24 protein-coding genes are annotated in these 20,851 nt (G+C 63.3%); 12 read left to right on the top strand and 12 right to left on the bottom strand.

All coding sequences use genetic code 11. The annotated features are described in order from the left end of the window. Window positions 1-219: 219 nt before the first annotated feature. The 3 genes from NKJ67_RS15935 to NKJ67_RS15925 all read left to right on the top strand — a co-directional run bounded on the left by NKJ67_RS15935 (window position 220) and on the right by NKJ67_RS15925 (window position 1,470). Entirely contained in the window at window positions 220-450 is a 231-nt protein-coding gene (locus NKJ67_RS15935) for a hypothetical protein (protein WP_352581909.1), read from the top strand. Further along, entirely contained in the window at window positions 447-803 is a 357-nt protein-coding gene (locus tag NKJ67_RS15930; RefSeq protein WP_127322673.1) for a YciI family protein, read from the top strand. Before NKJ67_RS15935 ends, NKJ67_RS15930 begins: the two co-directional genes overlap by 4 nt. 139 nt (window positions 804-942) lie before the next feature. Then, window positions 943-1,470, top strand: a complete 528-nt coding sequence (locus tag NKJ67_RS15925) for a hypothetical protein (RefSeq protein WP_352581908.1) — start codon at window positions 943-945, stop codon at window positions 1,468-1,470. Between the two features lie 114 nt (window positions 1,471-1,584). Here the strand turns inward: NKJ67_RS15925 and NKJ67_RS15920 are convergent, their stop codons facing one another. Further along, window positions 1,585-2,862 (bottom strand): ubiquinone biosynthesis hydroxylase, encoded by a 1,278-nt coding sequence (locus tag NKJ67_RS15920; RefSeq protein ID WP_352581980.1) that lies wholly within the window; start codon window positions 2,860-2,862, stop codon window positions 1,585-1,587. A gap of 97 nt (window positions 2,863-2,959) precedes the next feature. Between NKJ67_RS15920 and tesB the strand changes: the two genes are divergently transcribed. The 7 genes from tesB (at window position 2,960) to NKJ67_RS15885 (ending at window position 11,103) form a co-directional block, all read left to right on the top strand. Then, window positions 2,960-3,835, top strand: a complete 876-nt coding sequence (gene tesB / locus NKJ67_RS15915) for an acyl-CoA thioesterase II (RefSeq protein WP_352442082.1) — start codon at window positions 2,960-2,962, stop codon at window positions 3,833-3,835. Window positions 3,836-4,052: 217 nt separating this feature from the next. Beyond that, entirely contained in the window at window positions 4,053-4,391 is a 339-nt protein-coding gene (locus NKJ67_RS15910; RefSeq protein ID WP_013528889.1) for a P-II family nitrogen regulator, read from the top strand. Window positions 4,392-4,422: 31 nt separating this feature from the next. Continuing rightward, window positions 4,423-5,844 (top strand): ammonium transporter, encoded by a 1,422-nt coding sequence (locus NKJ67_RS15905; protein WP_352581907.1) that lies wholly within the window; start codon window positions 4,423-4,425, stop codon window positions 5,842-5,844. Window positions 5,845-6,099: 255 nt separating this feature from the next. Beyond that, entirely contained in the window at window positions 6,100-6,375 is a 276-nt protein-coding gene (locus tag NKJ67_RS15900) for a hypothetical protein (protein ID WP_013528891.1), read from the top strand. 261 nt (window positions 6,376-6,636) lie between these two features. Beyond that, the gene (locus NKJ67_RS15895) at window positions 6,637-9,294 is read left to right on the top strand and encodes a DNA translocase FtsK (protein ID WP_352581906.1); all 2,658 of its coding nucleotides are present in this window, start codon (window positions 6,637-6,639) and stop codon (window positions 9,292-9,294) included. 151 nt (window positions 9,295-9,445) lie between these two features. After that, window positions 9,446-10,129, top strand: a complete 684-nt coding sequence (locus tag NKJ67_RS15890) for an outer-membrane lipoprotein carrier protein LolA (protein ID WP_127260135.1) — start codon at window positions 9,446-9,448, stop codon at window positions 10,127-10,129. A 167-nt stretch (window positions 10,130-10,296) separates the two neighbouring features. Next, window positions 10,297-11,103 (top strand): exodeoxyribonuclease III, encoded by an 807-nt coding sequence (locus NKJ67_RS15885; protein ID WP_352581905.1) that lies wholly within the window; start codon window positions 10,297-10,299, stop codon window positions 11,101-11,103. A gap of 29 nt (window positions 11,104-11,132) precedes the next feature. Here the strand turns inward: NKJ67_RS15885 and NKJ67_RS15880 are convergent, their stop codons facing one another. From NKJ67_RS15880 to NKJ67_RS15865, 4 genes are all read right to left on the bottom strand, one after another. Beyond that, window positions 11,133-11,807: a DUF8692 domain-containing protein gene (locus NKJ67_RS15880; protein WP_352581904.1), complete on the bottom strand. Its 675-nt coding sequence runs from the start codon at window positions 11,805-11,807 to the stop codon at window positions 11,133-11,135. A 183-nt stretch (window positions 11,808-11,990) separates the two neighbouring features. Beyond that, window positions 11,991-13,073, bottom strand: a complete 1,083-nt coding sequence (locus NKJ67_RS15875; protein ID WP_352581903.1) for a glycosyltransferase family 9 protein — start codon at window positions 13,071-13,073, stop codon at window positions 11,991-11,993. Window positions 13,074-13,327: 254 nt separating this feature from the next. Next, window positions 13,328-13,783, bottom strand: a complete 456-nt coding sequence (locus tag NKJ67_RS15870; RefSeq protein WP_023811239.1) for a cyclic nucleotide-binding domain-containing protein — start codon at window positions 13,781-13,783, stop codon at window positions 13,328-13,330. A 120-nt stretch (window positions 13,784-13,903) separates the two neighbouring features. Beyond that, on the bottom strand, window positions 13,904-14,587 hold the full coding sequence (locus NKJ67_RS15865; protein WP_013528898.1) for a response regulator transcription factor: 684 nt from the start codon (window positions 14,585-14,587) through the stop codon (window positions 13,904-13,906). A gap of 144 nt (window positions 14,588-14,731) precedes the next feature. On the opposite strand from NKJ67_RS15865, the gene NKJ67_RS15860 reads away from it, so the two are divergent. Next, complete coding sequence (locus NKJ67_RS15860) at window positions 14,732-15,268, top strand: L,D-transpeptidase family protein (protein WP_206638052.1); 537 nt, start codon at window positions 14,732-14,734, stop codon at window positions 15,266-15,268. Window positions 15,269-15,340: 72 nt separating this feature from the next. On the opposite strand, the gene NKJ67_RS15855 is transcribed toward NKJ67_RS15860, so the two are convergent. Further along, window positions 15,341-15,607: a hypothetical protein gene (locus NKJ67_RS15855; protein WP_023811237.1), complete on the bottom strand. Its 267-nt coding sequence runs from the start codon at window positions 15,605-15,607 to the stop codon at window positions 15,341-15,343. Between the two features lie 131 nt (window positions 15,608-15,738). Between NKJ67_RS15855 and gcvA the strand changes: the two genes are divergently transcribed. Further along, complete coding sequence (gcvA, locus tag NKJ67_RS15850) at window positions 15,739-16,674, top strand: transcriptional regulator GcvA (protein WP_023811236.1); 936 nt, start codon at window positions 15,739-15,741, stop codon at window positions 16,672-16,674. Between the two features lie 143 nt (window positions 16,675-16,817). On the opposite strand, the gene NKJ67_RS15845 is transcribed toward gcvA, so the two are convergent. The 6 genes from NKJ67_RS15845 to tsaD are packed head-to-tail and all read right to left on the bottom strand — an operon-like array spanning window position 16,818 to window position 20,838. Next, window positions 16,818-17,234, bottom strand: coding sequence for a DUF1761 domain-containing protein (locus NKJ67_RS15845; protein WP_352581902.1), 417 nt, complete (start codon window positions 17,232-17,234; stop codon window positions 16,818-16,820). Between the two features lie 52 nt (window positions 17,235-17,286). Further along, a complete protein-coding gene (locus tag NKJ67_RS15840) occupies window positions 17,287-17,943 on the bottom strand; it encodes a class I SAM-dependent methyltransferase (protein WP_128306098.1) in 657 nt (218 codons plus the stop codon). After that, window positions 17,940-18,365, bottom strand: a complete 426-nt coding sequence (locus NKJ67_RS15835; RefSeq protein ID WP_128306097.1) for an EVE domain-containing protein — start codon at window positions 18,363-18,365, stop codon at window positions 17,940-17,942. The genes NKJ67_RS15840 and NKJ67_RS15835 overlap by 4 nt, the downstream gene beginning before the upstream one ends. A gap of 37 nt (window positions 18,366-18,402) precedes the next feature. Next, window positions 18,403-18,699 carry a YciI-like protein gene (locus NKJ67_RS15830; RefSeq protein WP_128306096.1) on the bottom strand — a complete coding sequence of 99 codons (297 nt, stop codon included), beginning with the start codon at window positions 18,697-18,699 and terminating at the stop codon, window positions 18,403-18,405. A 34-nt stretch (window positions 18,700-18,733) separates the two neighbouring features. Next, complete coding sequence (locus NKJ67_RS15825) at window positions 18,734-19,756, bottom strand: NAD(P)H-dependent glycerol-3-phosphate dehydrogenase (RefSeq protein ID WP_352581901.1); 1,023 nt, start codon at window positions 19,754-19,756, stop codon at window positions 18,734-18,736. Further along, window positions 19,753-20,838 (bottom strand): tRNA (adenosine(37)-N6)-threonylcarbamoyltransferase complex transferase subunit TsaD, encoded by a 1,086-nt coding sequence (gene tsaD, locus NKJ67_RS15820; protein WP_352581979.1) that lies wholly within the window; start codon window positions 20,836-20,838, stop codon window positions 19,753-19,755. The genes NKJ67_RS15825 and tsaD overlap by 4 nt, the downstream gene beginning before the upstream one ends. Window positions 20,839-20,851 lie beyond the last annotated feature (13 nt).

Genomic DNA, 20,851 nt, shown 5'->3' with positions numbered 1-20,851 from the left:
TGGTTGTCGTGGTTGGGGTTCGTTGTCGAGGCCGAGCCGGCGTCCGGTCAACTATAGCGCGCTCGGACGCGAAGGCCACTGCGCTCTTTGAACCACCGCACCGTGCCGGCACCGGTGGCCAGATTTTTCCGAAAATGCCGGTTCAGAAATGTCGACTTTGATCTGCTTCGCCCGTCCTGCGGATGGCCACCACGGATTTGTGGCCGGATGGAGGTCCACATGGACAATATGTTTTTTGCATCGTGGAAAGGTGCAGGCTGCGGGGCCGGGCGACGAGAAGAAGACTTCTGGCTGCGTCCGCCGGCGTCCGGCTTTGGCCGGCTTCTGGCGGCGGTTGCCGTCATCGGCATCGCGGCATGCCTGCTCGATCATGCGGCGGCGGTCAGTGGCAACACCGATGCCGTCGTCGGCGCATCCTATGGTTCACAGCGGCAAGGGGGCTGGAAATGAAATATGTCTGCCTGGTTTATGGTGAGGAAAAGGATCTTCATGCGCTGACCCCGGCAAGGTCGGCCAAGCTCGACGCCGATTCGCTGGCCTACGACCGGGCGCTGGAGGAGAGCGGCCTGCTGATCGTCGCGCAGGCGCTGCAATCGGTGAAAACAGCCAAAACCGTGCGGCGGCGTCAGGGCAAGCGGCTGGTTATCGACGGGCCGTTCGCCGAGACCAAGGAGCAATTGCTTGGTTTCGTCATGATCGAGGCCGGAGATCTCGAAGCGGCGCTGGACATTGCCGCTGGTATTCCACTGGCCGAACTCGGCACGATCGAGGTCCGGGCGATCTACGACATACCGGGGTCATAGAGCCCTGCCAGCGTTGTGGCTGCTTCGAAAACCAGAGCGTCGGGCTGAGCGTTCGGGCTTCGGTTCCGTGCGCAACTTTTGCGTGTTGAAGCAAGGCGAGAGTTCTCCTATCGTCGCCGGGGTTCTTGGGGATTTCGACATGCCTTTCCTGATTGCTATCCTTGGCGTGTTAGGCGCGGCGGCGTTCTGGTGGTACCGGATGAAGGCCATGAACGAGGCCGCGCGTGACGTTGCCGATGTCATTGGCCGGGTTCAGGGCTCGGTACGCCGCAAGAAGCTGCGCAAGCAGGCGGCGCTGTCGCCGCTGACGGCGATCGATGATCCAGTCGTAGCGGCGGCTACGCTGATCACATCAATCGTCTCCGAGGATGGGCCCATCCTGCCGCAGCGCGAGGCCGTCATCCGCGCGGTGATTTCCGAGATCGCCGACAAGAAGAAGACCGACGAGGCGGTGATCTATGCCAAATGGGCGGCGGCGCAAGTCGACGACGCCACCGTTGTCATCGACAAGCTGGCGCCGTTTCTACGCGAACGTCTCGATGTCGCCGAGCGAAACGATCTGCTGCAGATGGTCAACCGCGCCGCCCAGGGCGGCGAGAAACGCCTCGAAATATCCGACCAGAGGATATTGCGGCTGCGGCAGAAGCTGGGTTTCGAGGTCAACTGAGCGCCTACCTTGGGCGATTGGCGGAAACGCCATCGCTTTCGTCATCCTGGGGTCTTCGCTCCGCTTCGCGTCGCTGCGCCCAAGGATGACGACGTTGGGGGGGCGCTGAATCGATCAGATCGCCTCGCCCTTCAATAGCCGCGGCGTGCTGGCGGACAGTCCCGACGCCTGCCGGATAAAAAAATCCTTCAGGCGCGGCATGCGTTCGACGAGACCGAGGCCGATGTCGCGGACGGTGCGCAGCGGGCCGATATCGTTGGAAAACAGCCGGTTCAGCGCGTCCGTGGTGACACCCATCTGCACCGTGTCGAAGCGGCGCCACTGCTGGTAGCGCTCGAGCACGTCGAGCGCGCCGATGTCCCGGCCGAGCCGGTCGGCCTCGACGATCACCTCGGCAAGGGCCGCGACATCCTTGAAGCCGAGATTGAGGCCCTGGCCGGCGATCGGGTGGATGCCGTGGGCGGCATCGCCGGCGAGCGCGATGCGGGGTGCGACGAAGGCGCGCGCAATGGTCAGGCCGAGCGGCCAGGCGCGCGGCTTGTCGGCAACGCGGATCTCGCCAAGCTTCAGGCCAAAGCGCTGTTCGAGTTCGTGTTCGAAGAGGAGATCGTCACCGGCCACCAGCTTCTCGGCGTCGGGCGTACGCTCGACCCAGACGATCGACGATCGGTTGGTGCCGTCCTCGCCGGGCTTGAGCGGCAATGTGGCGAAGGGGCCGGCCGGCAGGAAATGCTCTTCGGCGCGACCGTTATGCGGGCGTTCATGCGCCACGGTGCAGACGATGCCCGACTGGCCATATTCCCACTTCACCGTCTTGATGCCGGCCATGTCGCGCAGCTTCGAGTTGACGCCGTCGGCGGCGACCAGCAACCGGGCCTTCAGGGTCGCGCCGTCGGCAAGGTGAACGGTGATGCCGGCGCCGTTGGTCTCGAACCCCTGCACGGCGACGCCTTCGATGATGTCGATGCCGAGTTTTTCGGCACGGGCCCGCAAGGCGCCGTTCAGCACCCTGTTGGCGACCATATGCGCAAAAGGCTCGCCCGGCGCCACTTCGCCGTCGAAGGTCAGGAAGACCGGACGCACCGGATCGGCGGTGCGCGAATCGGTGATGATCATCTCGGTGATCGCCTGCGCCTGGGGCACGATCTCGGCCCACACGCCGAGCTGGTCGAGCATGCGGCAGGCGGCGGCGGCAATGGCCGAGGCGCGGCCATCCCTTTGCCAGGCGCCAGCAGGTGCGGCATCGACGAGAGCGATGGCGAGACCCGGTCGCGCCTGCTTCAGCGATACGGCGGCGGCCAGGCCGACATAGCCGGCGCCGGCGACCAGGACATCGAGCCCAGATCTTGTTTTCGCGTTTGCCCCGGTTTTCGTGTCCGCCTTGCGTTCCATCATCTTCGCTCCTGCGCGCCGCCGGGTCCTGCACCCTTGACTGCCTGTCCGTCCTGTCGGAAACCGCCATAACACTTCTGCGGTGAGGGCGCGAAATATGACGGCAGCTATGGACGAGCTTCTCGGCATTCTCGACCTCGAGAAGCTGGAACACAATCTGTATCGTGGTCGCAGCCCGCTGCTCGACTGGCAGCGCGTGTTCGGCGGCCAGACCATCGCCCAGGCGCTCGTGGCGGCGCAGCGGACAGTGGATCCCGATCGGTACGTGCATTCGCTGCACGGCTATTTCATGCGGCCCGGCGACACCAAGGTGCCGATCGTCTACGAGGTCGACCGTATTCGCGACGGCGGCTCCTTCACCACGCGGCGCGTGGTGGCGGTCCAGCACGGCCAGGCGATCTTTTCGCTCGAAGCCTCGTTCCAGCAGGACGAGGTCGGTCTCGAGCACCAGGTGCCGATGCCGCAGGACGTTCCGGGGCCGGACACATTGCTGTCGCAACGCGAATTGCTGGGCAAATTCGGCGAGGCGGTGCCCGATGGCATCAAACGCTACTGGGAGCGCGACCGGCCGATCGAGATGAAACCGGTGATGCTGAAGCATTACACCAGCCGCGAAAAGCTGGAGCCGAAGCAGAATATCTGGATCCGCACCACCGGTCCGGTGCCGGCGGACCGCGCCATCCAGGCGGCGGTGCTCGCCTATCTCTCCGACATGACGCTGCTCGACACATCGACCTTCGCGCATGGCCGCGCCATTTTCGATCGCGATATCCAGGCGGCGAGCCTCGACCACGCCATGTGGTTTCATCGCAGCCATGCGCTCGACGACTGGATGCTCTATACGCAGGACAGCCCGTCGACACAGGGGTCGCGCGGCTTTACACGCGGGTCGCTATTTGCCCGCGACGGCACGCTGATCGCCTCGGTTGCGCAGGAAGGGCTGATCCGGCTTAAGCGACCGCCTGCAGAGTAGGCATTTTCCAAAAATTGCCTAACTTTTAAGCAGATGCACCGCCGCAGCTGTGGGCAGGTTGCGTCGGTGCGCTCCCGAAACTGTTTGCTTACAATGGGTTAACACCCTGCTTCGGCACTTGGCACGGAGCTTGAATCCTTGTGGGCACTCTCCGGCTCTTTGGGATCGGTGAAGGTGTGCAAACGCGGGGGACCGCAACAGCAAAGGGTGAAACCTTATGAAAATCGTGATGGCAATCATCAAGCCGTTCAAGCTCGACGAGGTACGCGAAGCGCTTACCGCCGTCGGCATCCAGGGCCTGACCGTCACCGAAGTCAAAGGCTACGGGCGTCAGAAAGGGCATACGGAGATCTATCGCGGGGCGGAATACGCGGTCAGCTTCCTGCCGAAGATCAAGATCGAAGTCGCGGTCAGCGCCGACATGGTCGACAAGGCCGTCGAAGCCATCACCGCCGCCGCCAAGACCGGCCAGATCGGCGACGGCAAGATCTTCGTTTTCGGCATCGATCAGGCGGTGCGCATCCGCACCGGCGAAACAGACACCGACGCGCTCTGAGCGGCGATCACGTATTCCAATGGAGAGTTCAATGAATATTCCTTCCACCTTGAAGTCAGTGGCGCGCTCCGCGCTGCTGGGCTCGTTCGCACTCGGAGCATTGGGCACGGTCGCCGCATTCGCGCAGGAAGCGGCTCCCGCCGCGGCTGCAGCAGCGCCAGCTTTCACCGTCGACAAGGGCGACACCACGTGGATGATGATTTCCACCGTTCTGGTGCTGTTGATGACGGTTCCCGGCCTTGCGCTTTTCTACGGCGGCCTGGTTCGCAGCAAGAACATGCTGTCGGTGCTGATGCAGGTCTTTACCATCACCAGCGTGGTCATGATCATCTGGGTTTTCTACGGCTACAGCCTCGCCTTCACCCCGGGCAACGCCTTCGTCGGCGGCCTTTCCAAGATGTTTCTCTCCGGCGTCGATGTGACGACCCTGTCGGAAACCTTTACCAAGGGTGTCGCCATTCCTGAACTGGTGTTCGTCGTCTTCCAGATGACCTTCGCCTGCATCACGCCGGCCCTGATCGTCGGCGCCTTCGCCGAACGCGTCAAATTCTCCGCTTTGATCCTTTTCGTGATCCTGTGGGTCACTTTCATCTACTTCCCGATCGCTCATATGGTCTGGTTCTGGGGCGGCCCGAGCGCTTATAGCGATCCGACCGGCCTCATCTTCAGCTTCGGCGCCATCGACTTCGCCGGCGGCACGGTCGTTCACATCAATGCGGGCATTGCCGGCCTCGTCGGCGCGCTCATGATCGGCAAGCGCAGCGGCTACAAGAAGGACCTCATGGCGCCGCACTCGATGACGCTGACCATGGTCGGTGCTTCGCTGCTGTGGGTCGGCTGGTTTGGCTTCAACGCCGGTTCGAACCTTGAAGCGAACGCCTATGCGGTGCTGGCCATGATCAATACCTTCGTCGCCACGGCGGCGGCGGCGGTCACCTGGATCGTGCTTGAATCGCTGCTGCGCGGCAAAGCCTCCATGCTTGGTGCTGTTTCGGGTGCGGTGACCGGCCTCGTCGCCGTCACGCCCGCTGCCGGCTTTGCCGGCCCGATGGGCGCCATCGTGCTCGGCATCGTCGCCACCTTCGTCTGCTACTTCTTCGTCTCGGTGGTGAAGAACGCGTTCGACTACGACGACAGCCTTGATGTCTTCGGCGTCCACTGCATCGGCGGCATCATCGGCGCGCTCGGCACAGGCATCCTGGTCAATCCTGCCCTCGGTGGCGCCGGCATTGTCGACTATTCGACGGCCGACTTTGCTGCCGGCTATGCCGGCACGGCCACCCAGCTCCTGGCGCAGGCCAAGGGTGTCCTGGTGACCCTGCTGTGGTCGGGTATCGGCAGCGCCATCCTCTACAAGATCGTCGACCTGATCATCGGCCTGCGTCCGACAGCCGACGCAGAGCGCGAAGGCCTCGACCTCACCTCGCATGGCGAAGCGGCCTATCACTCGTAAGCCCTGTGCGAGGCGGCCTCGGCCGCCTCGTATTCTCCCATCCCGTCGTGACGCTCCCGAAAGGAGTTCACGCATTGAGGCCCGGATCACCTCCGGGCCTCTTTTTTTGGCAAGCCATTCCGGCAATGGGCGGCTTCACGCAATCACGTTCGGGTGATCAGGTTTTTTGAGGAAACAAAGACCGCTCTGGTTCCGAACAGTGGAGGCGATCGTCGTTCTGACGCTCGTGCCAACAACAGGGAAGGAAACCATCTCATGAACCTCAAGAACATCTGCCTCGGAGCGCTTGCGCTTTCCATGATAGGCGGCGTGGCTTTTGCCGGTGCTCTGGATGAGCCCGACAACATGGCGCCGTTCTTCACGGACTCCGGCATGAAAACCATGAAGCCGATGGCGGATTTCAAGACAGCCTTCATGGCCATGCCGATGGAAAAGCAGGAAGCGATGAAGAAGGAATGCCAGGATGCGGCGATGAGCAAGCCGCATGCGGAATTCTGCGCCAATGTGCAGGCGCTCGGCGGCGCCAACTGATTTGCCGCGATCGGGCCGAGACCCGATCTTTGTTCCAGACGACCAATGGCGGGCTGCCAGCCCGCCATTGTGTCGTTCGATGGAAGCTCCATCGGCCCGTCGTCCATCATTGCCTCGAGCGGCTCAACCGGCAGTAACGAGGTTTGATCATCTCAACCTCTTATAGTTAATGCGCCCTTAACCTTCCCACCGATAGTCTGAGACCCGAATCTGCCGGAGTGCGCCACGCACCCGGCGAGACCATGACAGACGGGGAAGAGCATGCGTTCAGGGGCTTCAGCACCGCTCGCGCTGACCGATACGGGGCACGGCATCCAGGCGTTCGCGCGGCGTCAGGTCGGGCGGCTGGTCGGCGTCGGCCTGTTCGCGCTGGCCGCCTTTGGCGTTGCCAGCCTTGCCACCTGGAATGTCGCCGATCCGAGTTTCTCCCACGCGACGAACAACACCGTCACCAACGCCATGGGCTATGCGGGTGCCGTGTTCTCCGACCTCGCCATGCAGTTCTTCGGCCTCGCCGCCGTCGCCGCCCTGGTTCCGACGGTCATCTGGGGCTTCCTGCTGTTTTCCGCGCGCGGTGTCGACAGGCTGCCCAAACGCGGGCTGTCCTGGTTCGGCTTCGCGCTGCTGGCCGCTGCGATGGTCGGCTGCGTTGTGCCGCCCAAGACCTGGCCGCTGCCCACGGGCCTCGGCGGTGTGTTTGGCGACATGGTGCTGAAGATCCCCGGCGTCGTCATCGGCGGCTATCCGACCGGGCTGATCGCCAGCATCATCGCCATCCTGCTGGCCGCACCCGCGCTGTGGCTCTTTGCCCATGGCTCGGCGCTGATCGGACGCAAGAACGGCTTCGCCGTCATGGAGGACGAGCCCGCCGTTGATCCGCGCGAGGACGACCTTTTGTTCGACAATGACGAGGACGAAGGCGACGAGGGTATCCTGGCGCTCGGCGCCATCACCCATTGGTGGCTGTCGCTGCGCGCGTGGATGCACCGCCGTGCCTTGCGCCGCAGGCAGGAGCGGGACGAGTACGAGCCGGAGATGGAGCAGCGCTCCACAGCCTGGCGGCGCGCCGCCGAACGGGTCGAATCGGCGGAGTTTGCCGAGCAGCGGATGAGCCAGGATGGCCGCGCCCGCGTCGAACCCGAATTCTTCGCCGCCATGGTCAATGACCGCAGCGCCTCGCTCGACCCCGACGATGCCGATATCTTCGAAACCGACGACGACATGGATTTCGAGCAGGACGAGCCCGTCAGCCAGCGGCGCGGCGCGCCGACCGCCAAGGTGCAGCCGTTCCGCTCCGATGCCGCCACCCGCGTCGAGGCGCCGGCGGCGCGCCCCGTGCCCGGCGCCCGTGTGCAGCGCGAGGCGCAAACATCGCTGATCGGCTCGGAAAAATTCGAAATGCCGTCGCTGCACTTCCTCTCCGAACCGAAGAACGTGGTGCGCGACGCCAGCCTGTCCAAGGACGCGCTGGAACAGAACGCCCGCCTGCTCGAAGGCGTGCTGGAGGATTTCGGCGTCAAGGGCGAGATCATCGCCGTCCGTCCGGGCCCGGTGGTCACCCTCTATGAGCTCGAACCGGCGCCCGGCATCAAATCGTCACGCGTCATCGGCCTGTCCGACGACATCGCCCGCTCGATGAGCGCCATCGCCTGCCGCGTCGCGGTGGTGCCAGGCCGCAACGCCATCGGCATCGAACTGCCGAACGCCAAGCGCGAGACCGTATATCTGCGCGAGATTCTGGCCAGCCGCGATTTCGAGACGACGAAGGCCAAGCTGGCGCTGGCGCTGGGCAAGACCATCAATGGCGAGGCGGTCATCGTCGACATTGCCAAGATGCCGCACGTGCTTGTCGCCGGCACCACCGGCTCGGGCAAGTCGGTCGCCATCAACACCATGATCCTGTCGCTGCTCTACCGGCTGACGCCGCAGGACTGCCGGCTGATCATGATCGACCCGAAAATGCTGGAACTCTCGGTCTATGACGGCATCCCGCATCTGCTCACGCCCGTCGTCACCGATCCGAAAAAGGCCGTGGTGGCGCTGAAATGGACCGTGCGCGAGATGGAGGACCGCTACCGCAAGATGTCCAAGGTCGGCGTGCGCAACATCGACGGCTTCAACGCCCGCGTCAGCCAGGCGGACAAGAAGGGCGAGAAGATCTCACGCACCGTGCAGACCGGCTTCGACCGCCAGACCGGCGAGGCGATCTACGAGACCGAGAACCTCGATCTCGAGCCGATGCCCTATATCGTCGTCATCATCGACGAGATGGCCGACCTGATGATGGTCGCCGGCAAGGACATCGAAGGCGCCGTGCAGCGCCTGGCGCAGATGGCGCGCGCCGCCGGCATCCATGTCATCATGGCGACGCAGCGGCCGTCGGTCGACGTCATCACCGGCACCATCAAGGCCAATTTCCCGACCCGCATCTCCTTCCAGGTGACGTCCAAGATCGACAGCCGCACCATTCTGGGCGAGCAGGGCGCCGAGCAGCTGCTCGGCATGGGCGACATGCTCTACATGGCCGGCGGCGGCCGCATCCAGCGCGTGCACGGCCCGTTCGTCGCCGATGAAGAGGTCGAGAAGATCGTCGCGCATCTGAAGCTGCAGGGCGTGCCGGAATATCTCGACGCCATCACCGAGGATGACGGCGAGGACGACGACGAGCCGTCGGGCAAGGGTGGGTCCGGCGGCGGCAACAGCAATTTCGAGGATTCCGACGATCCTTACGATCAGGCGGTCTCCGTGGTGCTGCGCGACGGCAAGGCCTCGACCAGCTATATCCAGCGCCGGCTGGGCATCGGCTACAACCGCGCCGCCTCGATCATCGAGAAGATGGAAAAGGAAGGTATCGTCGGCCCGGCCAACCATGCCGGCAAGCGCGAGATCCTGGTGCCGACCGAAGAGGACAAGTTCTGACTGGAAAGCCTGACCCTTGTGACATCCCGGTCCGGCAACCTTGAACCTTTCAAGGCGTTGAAGCGACCAAGGGACGCCTGACCCGCCAAATTTCAGCCTAACTGGGGGTCCAAGCACAGAACAACTCAGGAATCAGATGAGAGTGACCGACATGAAAAATGATCTTTCAGCGCTCAGCACATTTGCTCCATCCCGGCGTCAGTTGCTGGGCCTCGGCCTGGCGTTTGCGGGGGCGGCAGCCTTCAACGCGGTGCCCGGCTTCCAGGTGCTGGCTTCGGCGCAGGCGGCTGTGCCGGCTGCGGCGCAGAAGATCGCCGACCACTTTTCCTCGGTCAAATCGATGAGCGGCGAATTCGTGCAGTTCGGCCCCAAGGGCGAGCAGACCGGCGGCAAGTTCTTCCTCGAACGGCCAGGCAAGATCCGCTTCAACTATGACGGCTCTTCAAACTTCCGGGTGATTTCAGACGGCAAGTCGGTGGTCATCCTGAACAAGAGGCTCAACACGTCCGATCTCTATCCGCTGTCTAAGACGCCTCTGAAGCTGTTGCTCGACACCAGGATCGACCTCTCCGGCGACCGCGTCAAAAGCGTCAAGCAGGAGGATGACCTCACCACCATCCAGCTCGCCGACAAATCGGTGTTCGGCAATTCGAAGATCACCATGATGTTCGATCCGAAAACCTTCGATTTGCGGCAGTGGACGATCACCGACGCGCAGGGGAAGGATACGACGGTGATGATCTTCAACACCAAGGAAGGCGTCAGCTTCGCGCCGGATACTTTCGCCATCGACTACACGGCGAACCGCGAGCTCAACACCAACAAGGCGCGCTAACCCAGTTGTTATAGCTGTGGAAAGCACCGGGCCGCGCCTCGTCGGGCGTGGCCCGGCTTGTCTTTGCGGCCCGCGGCTGGCAATTTCTTGGACTGACTCCGTCAAAAGGCGTCTTCCCCGCCGGAACCCATCGGTTCTGGCCGGCTGCACGCTGTCCTGGATTGCCAATGCCCTTCTCCATCGCCACCTGGAACATCAACTCCGTTCGCCTGCGCATGCCGATCGTCGAGCGCCTGCTCGTCGAGCATGCGCCCGACGTGCTGTGCCTGCAGGAAACCAAGGTTCCCGACGAACTGTTTCCCGAAAAGGCTTTCCGCAAGCTCGGCTACGAGCACACCGCATTCCATGGCCAGAAGGGCTACCACGGCGTCGCGACGGTGGCGCGGCGGCCGATCGAGGTGGTCGAAAAGCGACGCTTTTGCGAAATCGAGGACAGCCGGCACCTCTCGGTCACGGTGCGGGCCGGCGGCAAGGCGATCCTGCTCCACAATTTCTACGTTCCGGCGGGCGGCGACGAACCGGATCCCGTCATCAACAGGAAGTTCAAGCACAAGCTCGACTTCGTTGCCGAGATGAATGCCATCCGGGCAGAACATGACGAGGTGTCCGGCTCGGTGCTGGTCGGCGACCTCAACATCGCCCCGCTCGAGCATGACGTCTGGTCGCACAAGCAATTGCTCAACGTGGTCAGCCACACGCCGGTCGAGACAGAAAATTTCGAGGCGATGCGGCGCGCCGGCAACTGGGTCGACCTGATGCGGCTCAACGTGCCGGATGAGCAGAAGCTCTACACTTGGTGGAGCTATCGCGCGCAGGATTGGGAGCTGTCCAATCGCGGCCGCCGCCTCGACCATGTCTGGTCGTCGCCGAACCTGGTGCCCAGCTTTTCCGGCTACGAGATCCTGCGTCCGGCGCGCGGCTGGGAGCGCCCGTCGGACCATGTGCCTGTGATCGCGCGGTTCGATCTGGACTAGCCTGCTCGAAGATGCGGGGCCTGCGGCAGTCAGTCGGTAGAGGTGGAGTCGGCTGGATCCACCCACGGACGGCCCAATCGTGTCACCATCGCCGCGTACCCAACGGCACCTGCCGCCCAAAGGAAGATGCCAAGCTCTTTGACGACGTCTTCGGCGATGGCGGCCGCAGAACCAGGGGTAGGAAACAGCTCTCCGAGCTGGTCGATGGATGCTGACATCGCGAGCAGGAAGCCTGCGGCCACAAAGACGATCGTGCCGTCGAATGTCTTTCGTCGCAGCCGAAAGAACCAGAACAACCCGGCGGCGGCGTAGACAATCATCGGAACGATCTCCGGTATCCCTACAATGGGCAGCACGTCCTCATGGATCAACAACAGGTCATCGAGGCCCAAGAACAGGGTAAGGCCGCCGAGAAACGTGCAATCCGATCGATGCGTGAGCAGGCCAGCAAACAGGGTCGCAGCGCCGGTGCCGATCCATAGCGAAGCACCCAGGGACGAAATCCACCCCGTATAGAAGCCGACTTCGGCGGCTGCAGATGGATCTCGATAAAAGATCCAGGCGTCCAGGCCACGAATTTGCGCGATGAACAGCGCGGCTAAGAGCATCGCAACATTAATCGCCGTCGCCGCCAGTACGACCAAGCGCCAGGCTATCGTCCATTCGCCGCCATGCTTGGTGCGCGACGCGTTGTTCTCTGGCATTTGTCTATTCTCATTGAGGCCTGAGAGGAACTCCATTCGAAAAGATTACGAGTGCTGACCTATGCCGAAGCCAGTGACCCGAGTACGATGGCCATTGTACCATGGCGTCGGTGTTCAGGTGAGGCCGGCCTGCAAGTGGCCGACCTGAATCCCAGTACACTTCGAAGCGCGATGAACTCAAATTCAAACGGCGCGCTTCAAGTCGTCATGCATGTCGTTGTCGCGAAATTGCTGCGCTGACAGGCCTGCGAGATACGGCAGATGGGGATGGTCGCGGTGGCGCGTCGCCAGCATCCGTTGCGCCGCTTCGATGATTGTCGACGCAGGCACATTGGCGACCAGGCCGGTCGGGCTTGCAAGACGGGATTCGATCACGTCCACGCAGTTCGAAAGCGGCCTCCAACGGGCCATGTTGGCGCCGCCACTGAGGATAACCATCGGCGTCATCACGGTTGCCATGAGATGTGCGGTACCGCCTTCGGCGCCGATGTAAAGATCGGCAAACTCGCCGAGCGCCAGCAAGATGTCGCCGATATCGACACCCTCGATCGCGGCGGAATCAACAAGCCGCAGCTTCGGTACGCGCTGAGCCAGTTCAGCCATATCGGGACCATCGCCGGGGGTTTTCACATAGAGAAGGTCCGCCCCGTCGGCGATCAGGCCGTCGGCGATCGCGGCAACCTGATCCGCCGACATGCGCTTGCTGGCGCTGCCGTGCGCCGCGATAATGATCAACGGAGCATGCTTGCCATGCGCAAGGCCCCTGGCCGCCGCTCGTGCGGCCGGGCCAGGCTCCAGCCGATGATCGAAAGGCAGCCGCTTGCCGGCAAGGCGTTCGATGAGACGGTGGTAGCGCCAGGCATTGTGCCCGGGTCGTGCTTCAGGCCTTTGGCCCAGGCGCCAGGAAAGGGCGAAAGCCGGAAAGTTTGCCTCATAGGCGATGCCGCGGCCGAGCAGTGATGCCGAGGCTTGAAGCAGCCAACGCGCCGAGATGCGGAAATCGACCACGGCCAACCGCCCCTTGCCGTTGCAGTGACCGGCGATCAGGCACGCCAGGGACGTCCGCACATTGATCGCATCGACCAAATGGCCGGCATGGCGATTGAGGCTATGTTCAAGGGACGACGATCGGGTGGTTCCGTAGACGATGAAACTATCAGGGAATGCCGTTCTGGCGGCGCGCAAAGCCGGAATCCGGATTAATCCGTCGCCGAACGCGTCATTGCGGGAATACAAGATAATCGTCTCGTACCGCCCTGACGGCATGGCTCGCTCCCCCCAGGAGCCTGGTGGTGGTGGCGCCTGCTGTGCCGGCCGCCTTCGAGGTGCTTTAGGATTTCACCTCATGCCTGTCAACGGACCCTTGCCTCTGGATCCGGGCGTCCGGATGAACGAGCCATTGGCGATTCCCGCTCCGGCCGCAGTGCGCCACGATCAGTTCATCGCGGCCAATGTCGTTGAAAACGCTGCCGCGCTTCCGCCTTTGGCCGCGAAACAACAGCTTCGCAGGCGGGCAGCCTTTAGCCGGAGAAGCGCGGCGCCAGTTCCTCGATGCGGCGGATCATCGCCTGAAATTCCTCCGAGATGCGCTGGTGGAGCTTGACCGCGATCTCGGGATATTCCTCCAGGATGCGGCGGAACATCTTGCGGCTGAGCCGCATCACTTCCGAATCGATCTCGGCCGAGGCGCTGGTCAACCGATTGGTGTCGGCGATCAATGCCAGTTCGCTCAGGATCGTGCCGGGGCCTGCCGTGCCAATCGGGATGCGTTCACCACCCTGCTCCCGGTAGAGCACGATGCGCCCGCTGACGACGATATAGGCGGAATCGGCCTCGTCGTCCTCGCGATAAAGCTTGTGGTTGGCAATCAGCCTGGTGTTCTCGGCGCCAAAGGCGAGCAGGCGCAATTGTTCCTGCGTGAAGCCCTCGAAGAGCCTCACGGCGGACAGGACGCGGATGTCGTCATCCAGCGCCATCTAGCTATGTCCCCGAACCGACAGTCCGACTCCTCCTCTGCGAGTTCGATCCAAACCACCCTCCAACTGGATCGTACCCGAAAGCGGCCCCGCCCGACCGCTCATTGGATAATGAAATGTTTAAGGAACCAGCTTGTAGCCGCCGCTTTCTGTCACAAGAATTTCCGCATTGGAAGGATCGCGCTCGATCTTCTGGCGCAGCCGGTAGACATGGGTTTCCAGCGTGTGCGTGGTGACACCGGAATTGTAGCCCCATACTTCCTCGAGCAGCACGTCGCGCGTCACCACCTTCTGGTCGGCGCGATAAAGATATTTGATGATCGAGGCTTCCTTCTCCGTCAGCCGCACCTTGCCGCCGCGCGGGTCAAGCAGCAGTTTCTGGCTGGGCTTGAAAGTATAGGGCCCGACCGAGAAGGTGGCGTCCTCGCTCTGCTCATGCTGGCGCAGCTGCGCCCGAATGCGTGCCAGCAGCACGGCAAAGCGGAACGGCTTCGTCACATAGTCGTTGGCGCCGGCCTCGAGACCAAGAATCGTATCCGAATCGGTGTCGTGACCGGTCAGCATGATGATGGGCGCCTTGTAACCGCCCTTGCGCAGGATCTTCACCGCTTCGCGGCCATCCATGTCGGGCAGCCCGACGTCCATGATGAGCAGATCAATGAGGCCGCCGCGCGCTGCGGCGACACCTTTTGCCGCAGTCGATTCCTGCAGCACGTCGAATTCCTCATAAAGGGATAATTGCTCGACCAGTGTGCCGCGCAGGTCATCATCATCGTCGACGATCAGTATGGTGCGTGAAGTCATGGATCAATCCGTTGTTTTGAAAAGAAAATTCAGTTGACCGCTGCCTGTTTATGCGGAAGCTGACCGGCGCAACAGCCGTTCACAGTGATTTGTTCCGTGGCACGATCATACAAGAAAAAACACGATCGCAATGCAGCCGGCGCAATTTTGCGAAAAGGGCTGCGTGTGCTGACCGTGCGGGCCAGGCCTGGGCATTCAAGCCAGGGCCTGCTGCAGGCCGGGAAAACGGTGTTTGCCTGTGCGTTGGGGCGCGGTGGCATCTCGGCCGGCAAGCGCGAAGGCGATGGCGCCACGCCGCTGGCCGCGATGCGGATACTGTCGGGGTATTTCCGGGGAGATCAGTTCTCCAGCGGCCGCAGGACCCGTCTGGCGATGACGCCGATCGGGCCCGATCTGGGCTGGTGCGAAGTGCCTGACGACCGCAACTACAACAGGCCCGTCAAGATACCCTATGGCGCCAGCCACGAACGCATGCGGCGCGACGACCGGCTCTACGACGCCTGTCTTGTGCTCGACTGGAACCTGTCGCCGCGCCGGCGCGGGCGCGGCAGCGCCATCTTCTTCCATCTGGCGCGCCCCGGCTTCACGCCGACGCAAGGCTGTGTGGCTGTCACGGCTCGTACGATGGCGCGACTGCTGCCGCTGCTGTCGGATCGGACGGTGGTGAGGGTGGTAAGATAGTAGGGGAGTAGGGGAGTAGGGGAGTAGGGACAGTCCCGGCGCAGCCTTAATTTTTCCTATTCCCCTATTCCCCTATTCCCCTATTCCCCTACGACCAGGTTTCTGCCAACCGATGTCGAGCAGGCCCAGCCGGCCAAGTTCTCTGTCCATTGCGCGAGCGACGTCACGGCGCTCGCCGCCGATATCGCGCAGTTGGCGATCGGAGAGATCCTCGACGTCCTGGTAGGCAATGTCGCGGCGGGCGAGGCGTATCGCGACCCGGGCGTGGCGCAGCCAGTCGAGGGTTTCGGCCAGCCAGGCCGGGCGGGGTGTCGATGAATTCAAAACGATGATGGACATGGTTATGATCCGTTGTCTCCGGATATCAAATCCGGCTTGATGATGTGTCGATGATGGGATCATGCCAGATTGAAATCCCTGCGAGAAACGAGTAGTTTTCTCTGGATCATCAAGTTTTATTTGAGGATAGGATGGCTCGTCTTCTGCCCGGGACTCGTGCCTTGAGGACGCTGGAAGCAGCGGCCCGGCACCTCAATTTCACCCGCGCCGCCGACGAGCTCGGCCTGACACCGGCCGCCGTCAGCCATCAGATCAAGGAAATCGAGGATCAACTCGGGCTGGTGCTGTTCACACGCACCAGCCGCACCATCCGGCTCACCGAGGCGGGGACGGTGCTGTTCGATGCCTCGGCCGACGCGCTCGACCTGCTTGGCCGGGCCGTTTCGCGGGCGCAAAAGCTGGCGCGCGGCACCGCCCTTTTGAAGGTAACGCTCGACGCGCAGTTCGCGTCAAAATGGCTGATGCGACGCGTCGACGATTTTCGCAAGCATCACCCCGATATCGAATTGCGATTCGACATTGCCTATGAAGTGCGGGATTTCGAACTCGATGACATCGATGTCGGCATCCGTTTCGGCGCCGGCAAATATCCGGGTCTTCGCACCCACCGGCTGTTCGACAACATCCTCATTCCGGTGTGCAGCCCGAGCCTCTTGACGTCCGGTCCGCCGCTGCGTGAGCCGCGCGACCTCTTCAATCACACGCTTGCGCATATCGAATGGTCGCGGCAAGGCGTGACATGGCCCAACTGGCGGATGTGGATGGCGGCGGCCGGCATCAATGATTTCGACGACAGCCGGACCGTCGTCTTCGGAAACTCCACGGATGCCGTCCAGGCAGCGCTCGACGGCAATGCCGTTGCGCTCGCCGATTTCGCCATGGTGGCGAACGACCTTTCCCTGGGCAGGCTGGTGCAGCCTTTCGAACTCGGCCTGCGGGTGGCGCCCGAGTTCGCCTACTTCCTGGTCTATCCCGAAAATACCGGCGACGATCCGCGCATCGTCGCCTTTCGCGAATGGATGCTCGAGGAAGTCGCCAAGACGCGGACCACGGACAAAGGGCAGTAGGCAGTAGGGCAGTAGGGCAGTAGGGCAGTAGGGCAGTAGGGCAGTAGGGCAGTAGGGCAGTAGGGCAGTAGGGCAGTAGGGATAGGCGTCGGTGCCGTCTGCCCCCTATTCCCCTACTGCCTTACTGCCCTACTGCCTTTGATTCAGCTTGCCGCCGCGCCGAACCAGCCGATCACGGCGCCGATGATCAGCAGCACGCCGAGCCAGTGGCCGCCGTCGATGAGGGTCAGGCCCCAGCCGAAATTCTCGTAGCGATGGTTGACCGAGAGCGTCGTGGCGACGAAACCCAGCCAGAGCACGAAGCCGAAGACCAGGCCGGCAATCCATGTCGGCTCGCCGCCGGTCATCGCGCCGACGACCAGCGCCAATATGTACGCCATGACCAGTTCGGCGATGAAGCTGATGACGAAGGGCAGCGGCGATTTCTTCATCGTCGCCGGATCGAGCTTGGCGGCTTTCAGCCACGGCTTGCTCAGGCCCATGTACCAAGCGGCGCCGAACAGCCATGCCAGAATTGCGGCGGCGATCACCGCCAGCCAGTTCACTGCTGAAAAATCCATGAGCTTCCCCCTCCAGATGCGAACTTGATGGAACGCCTGTTCGGCGTTGGCGTCAAGCAAACCGCCAGACAGTAGTATGCTTGACGAGCGCATCCTCCAGTGCCCGCGTGACGGCCACCTCATAGACCGCAAGCGGCTCCAGCCCTGCCTTCGGCAGATACGACCGTCCGGGATCGCCGACGAGGATCTCGGCGCCGCGGGCCTTCAGCGTTGCGAACCATGGCATCAGCCGGTCCGCGAAAGATTTGTCGTAGAAAACATCACCGGCCAGGACCACGTCCCAACCTGCATCGGTGCCGATGCAATCCGTGCCGAGGAATTCGGTCCCGACACCGTTGATCTCGCTGTTGAGCCGGATCGCGGTGGCACAGAACGGATCGATGTCGGTTGCGATCACCTTGGCGGCACCTGCCTTGGCGGCAGCGATGGCGACGAGGCCGGAGCCGGAAGCGAAGTCGAGCACGCGCTTGCCCCGCACCGTGCCGGGATTGTCCAGGACATAGCGGGCAAGGCCCTGGCCGCCGGCCCAGGCAAAGGCCCAGAAAGGCGGTGGCAGGCCGATCTCGACCAGCTCATCCTCGGTCCGCTGCCACAAATCATGCGCTTCGTCGGCAAGATGAAGCAGGATCTCCGGCACGTGCGGCGGCGCCATCAGCGCCGTGTTGTCGAGAATGAATTGCCTCGCGCTGTTGGGCGTCAGCGCCGTCACGGAGCCGGCGTCAAGCCGCCCATGTGGCAGACTTCCTTCCACTCGGCCGGCGTCACCGGCTGCACGGAAAGCCGGCCGAGCCGCACCAGCGCCATGTCGGCAAGCTTCGGATTGGCCTTGACCTGTTCCAGCGTCGGCGGGTTCGGCACATCCCTTACGGCGCGGATGTCGACACATTCCCAGCGCGGATCGTCCGATGTGGTGTCGGGATGGGCAAGCGCGCAGACTTCAGCGATGCCGACGACGTTCAGCCCCTCGTTGGAATGGTAGAAGAAGCCGAGATCGCCGATCTGCATGGCCTTCATGTTGTTGCGCGCGGCGTAGTTGCGCACGCCGTCCCATTGCGTGCCGGCCTTGCCCTTGGCCTTCAGCATCTCGAAGGAGAACTTGAATGGCTCGGATTTGAACAGCCAGTAGTTCATGTCTTTCTCCTCCTTGGCGTCGCGCGGGCGACCGGGATTAACTAGCCGCCGGCTTGTTGAACGTCCAGTTCCACGGGCGGATTTCGACGCTTTCGAACAGCCCCGCCTTGGCGTAGGGGTCGGCGGCCGACAGAGCCTGGGCGCCAGCCAGGTCGGACGCTTCGACGACCACGAGGCTGCCATTGGGCTTGCCCTCGGCATCAAGGAACGGACCGGCGAATGCCAGCTTCTTGTCGCCGTTCAACCCTTCGAGAAAGGCGATATGCTCGGGCCGCGAGTCGAGGCGCACCTGCAGGCTTCCGGGCTTGTCCTTGCAAATCACAGCAAACAGCATCTTTTTTTCTCCTGATCGTTCAAAGTCGTGGGGATCAATCGTTGGTTTCGGTCTTCAGCGGCCGGGTCATCAAGGCCGTCACAGCCTGCCGGACGGTGATGGCACCCTCCAGTATGGCGGCGACGGCGGCAATGATCGGCGCGTCGATGTTGCGCTCGGTGGCGATGCGGGCAGCGATCGCCGCCGTCGGCACGCCTTCGGCCAGCGGCAATCCGGCAAGCGGCCTGCCTTGGCCGAGCGCCAGGCCATAGGCGAAATTGCGCGACTGGGTGGACGAGCAGGTCAGCAGCAGGTCGCCAAGGCCGGAAAGCCCCATCAGCGTTTCGGGCCTGGCGCCGAAGGCAGCGCCGATGCGGCGCAATTCGACAAAGCCGCGCGTCACCATGGCAGCCTGGGCGCTGGCACCGAGACCCGCGCCAGTGACAGCACCTGCGGCAATGGCGAAGACGTTCTTCAAGGCGCCGCCGATCTCGACGCCGATCAGGTCGTCGTTCGAATAGCAGCGCAGGTTTTCGGCGGAAAAGCGGGCGGCGAGATCGGCGGCCAATGCCTCGTCGCGGGCAGCGACCACAACGGCCGTCGGCAGGCCGCGGGCGACGTCGGTGGCGAAGCTCGGACCCGACAGAGCGGCAACGGGATTTAGCGGCAGGATTTCTTCGACGATCGCCGACAGCAAGGCGCCGGTCTCGCTTTCGATGCCCTTGGCACACAGAACCAGCGGGACACCGGCCGGCATATGGTCCTTCGCTGCCGCCAGTGTAGTCCGCAGCGACTGGGCCGGCGTCACCGCCAGCACGCAGTCGGCACCGTCGAGCGCGGCCTGAATGTTGCTCGTCGCCACGATGCCGGGCTGGAGCGTAATGCCCGGCAGGTAGCGTGGATTTTCGCCACGGTCGATCGCGGCGACGGTCTCCGGGTCGCGCGCGTAAAGGCGAACGAAATGCCCGGCGCGCAGCATGGCCAAGGCCAAGGCAGTGCCCCAGGCCCCGCCGCCGACCACGGCAACGCGCCAGCCGGTCGGCGCGGTGTCGTTGCCGCTCATTGCCCGCTCGTTCATGCCTTGGCTCCGCGCCGGCCGGAGCCGACCATTGGCGCCGAGATGCTATCCAGCGGCCAGCGCGAGCGCGGCACGAAATCGAAGCCGTTCTCATGCTCCATGCCGGCGCGCAGCCGCTCGACACCGGCCCAGGCGATCATCGCCGCATTGTCGGTGCAGAGCTTCAGCGGTGGTGCAATGAAGGTGAAGCCGGTCTCGGCACAGAGCCGCTCCAGCATGATCTTGATCGTGCGGTTGGCGGCGACACCACCGGCAACGACGAGGGCCGGGTTTTTCGTGCCGGGAAATGTCTCGCGAAAGCGCGTCAGCGCGCGGGAGACGCGGTCGGCCAGCGCATCGGCCACCGCTGCCTGGAACGAAGCGCAGATGTCGGCGACGTCCTGGTCGCTCAGCGGCGCAATGGCGCTCGCCGCCTGGCGCACGGCGGTCTTGAGGCCGGAGAAGGAGAAGTCGGGCTGCGCCGAGCCCTTCATCGGGCGCGGAAAGGCAAAGCGCGAGGCACTGCCGGCCTGTGCCGCTTTCTCGACATTCGGCCCGCCGGGATAGGGCAGGCCAAGCATCTTGGCCGTCTTGTCGAAGGCTTCGCCGAGCGCGTCGTCGATGGTCGTTGCCCAGCGCTGGTAATCGCCGACGCCGCGCACGGCGACGATTTGCGTATGGCCGCCGGAGACCAGCAGCAAGAGATAGGGAAAGTCGAGCCCGTCGGTCAGCCTTGCGGTCAGGGCATGGCCTTCGAGGTGGTTGATGGCGATCAGCGGCTTGTTCGCCGCAGCGGCAATCGCCTTGGCCGTCATCAGCCCGACGATCAGCCCGCCGACCAGGCCGGGACCGGCGGTGGCGGCAATCGCGTCGATATCGGCGAGTGCTGTGCCCGAATCGGCAAGCGCCGCCTCGATGATGCCGTCCAGCGCCTCGACATGGGCACGCGCGGCGATTTCCGGCACGACGCCGCCGAACGCGGCATGCTCCTCGATCTGGCTGAGCACGATGTTGGACAGGATTTTTGGCGCGGCGTCGCCGTCGATGGCCACCACGCTGGCGGCGGTCTCGTCACAACTCGTCTCTATGCCCAGCACGCGGATCAATTCGTCGCTG

The sequence above is a fragment of the Mesorhizobium sp. M0088 genome (assembly GCF_040322895.1).
GTDB lineage: Bacteria > Pseudomonadota > Alphaproteobacteria > Rhizobiales > Rhizobiaceae > Mesorhizobium.
This window is presented reverse-complemented; position numbering and strand designations above follow the sequence as displayed.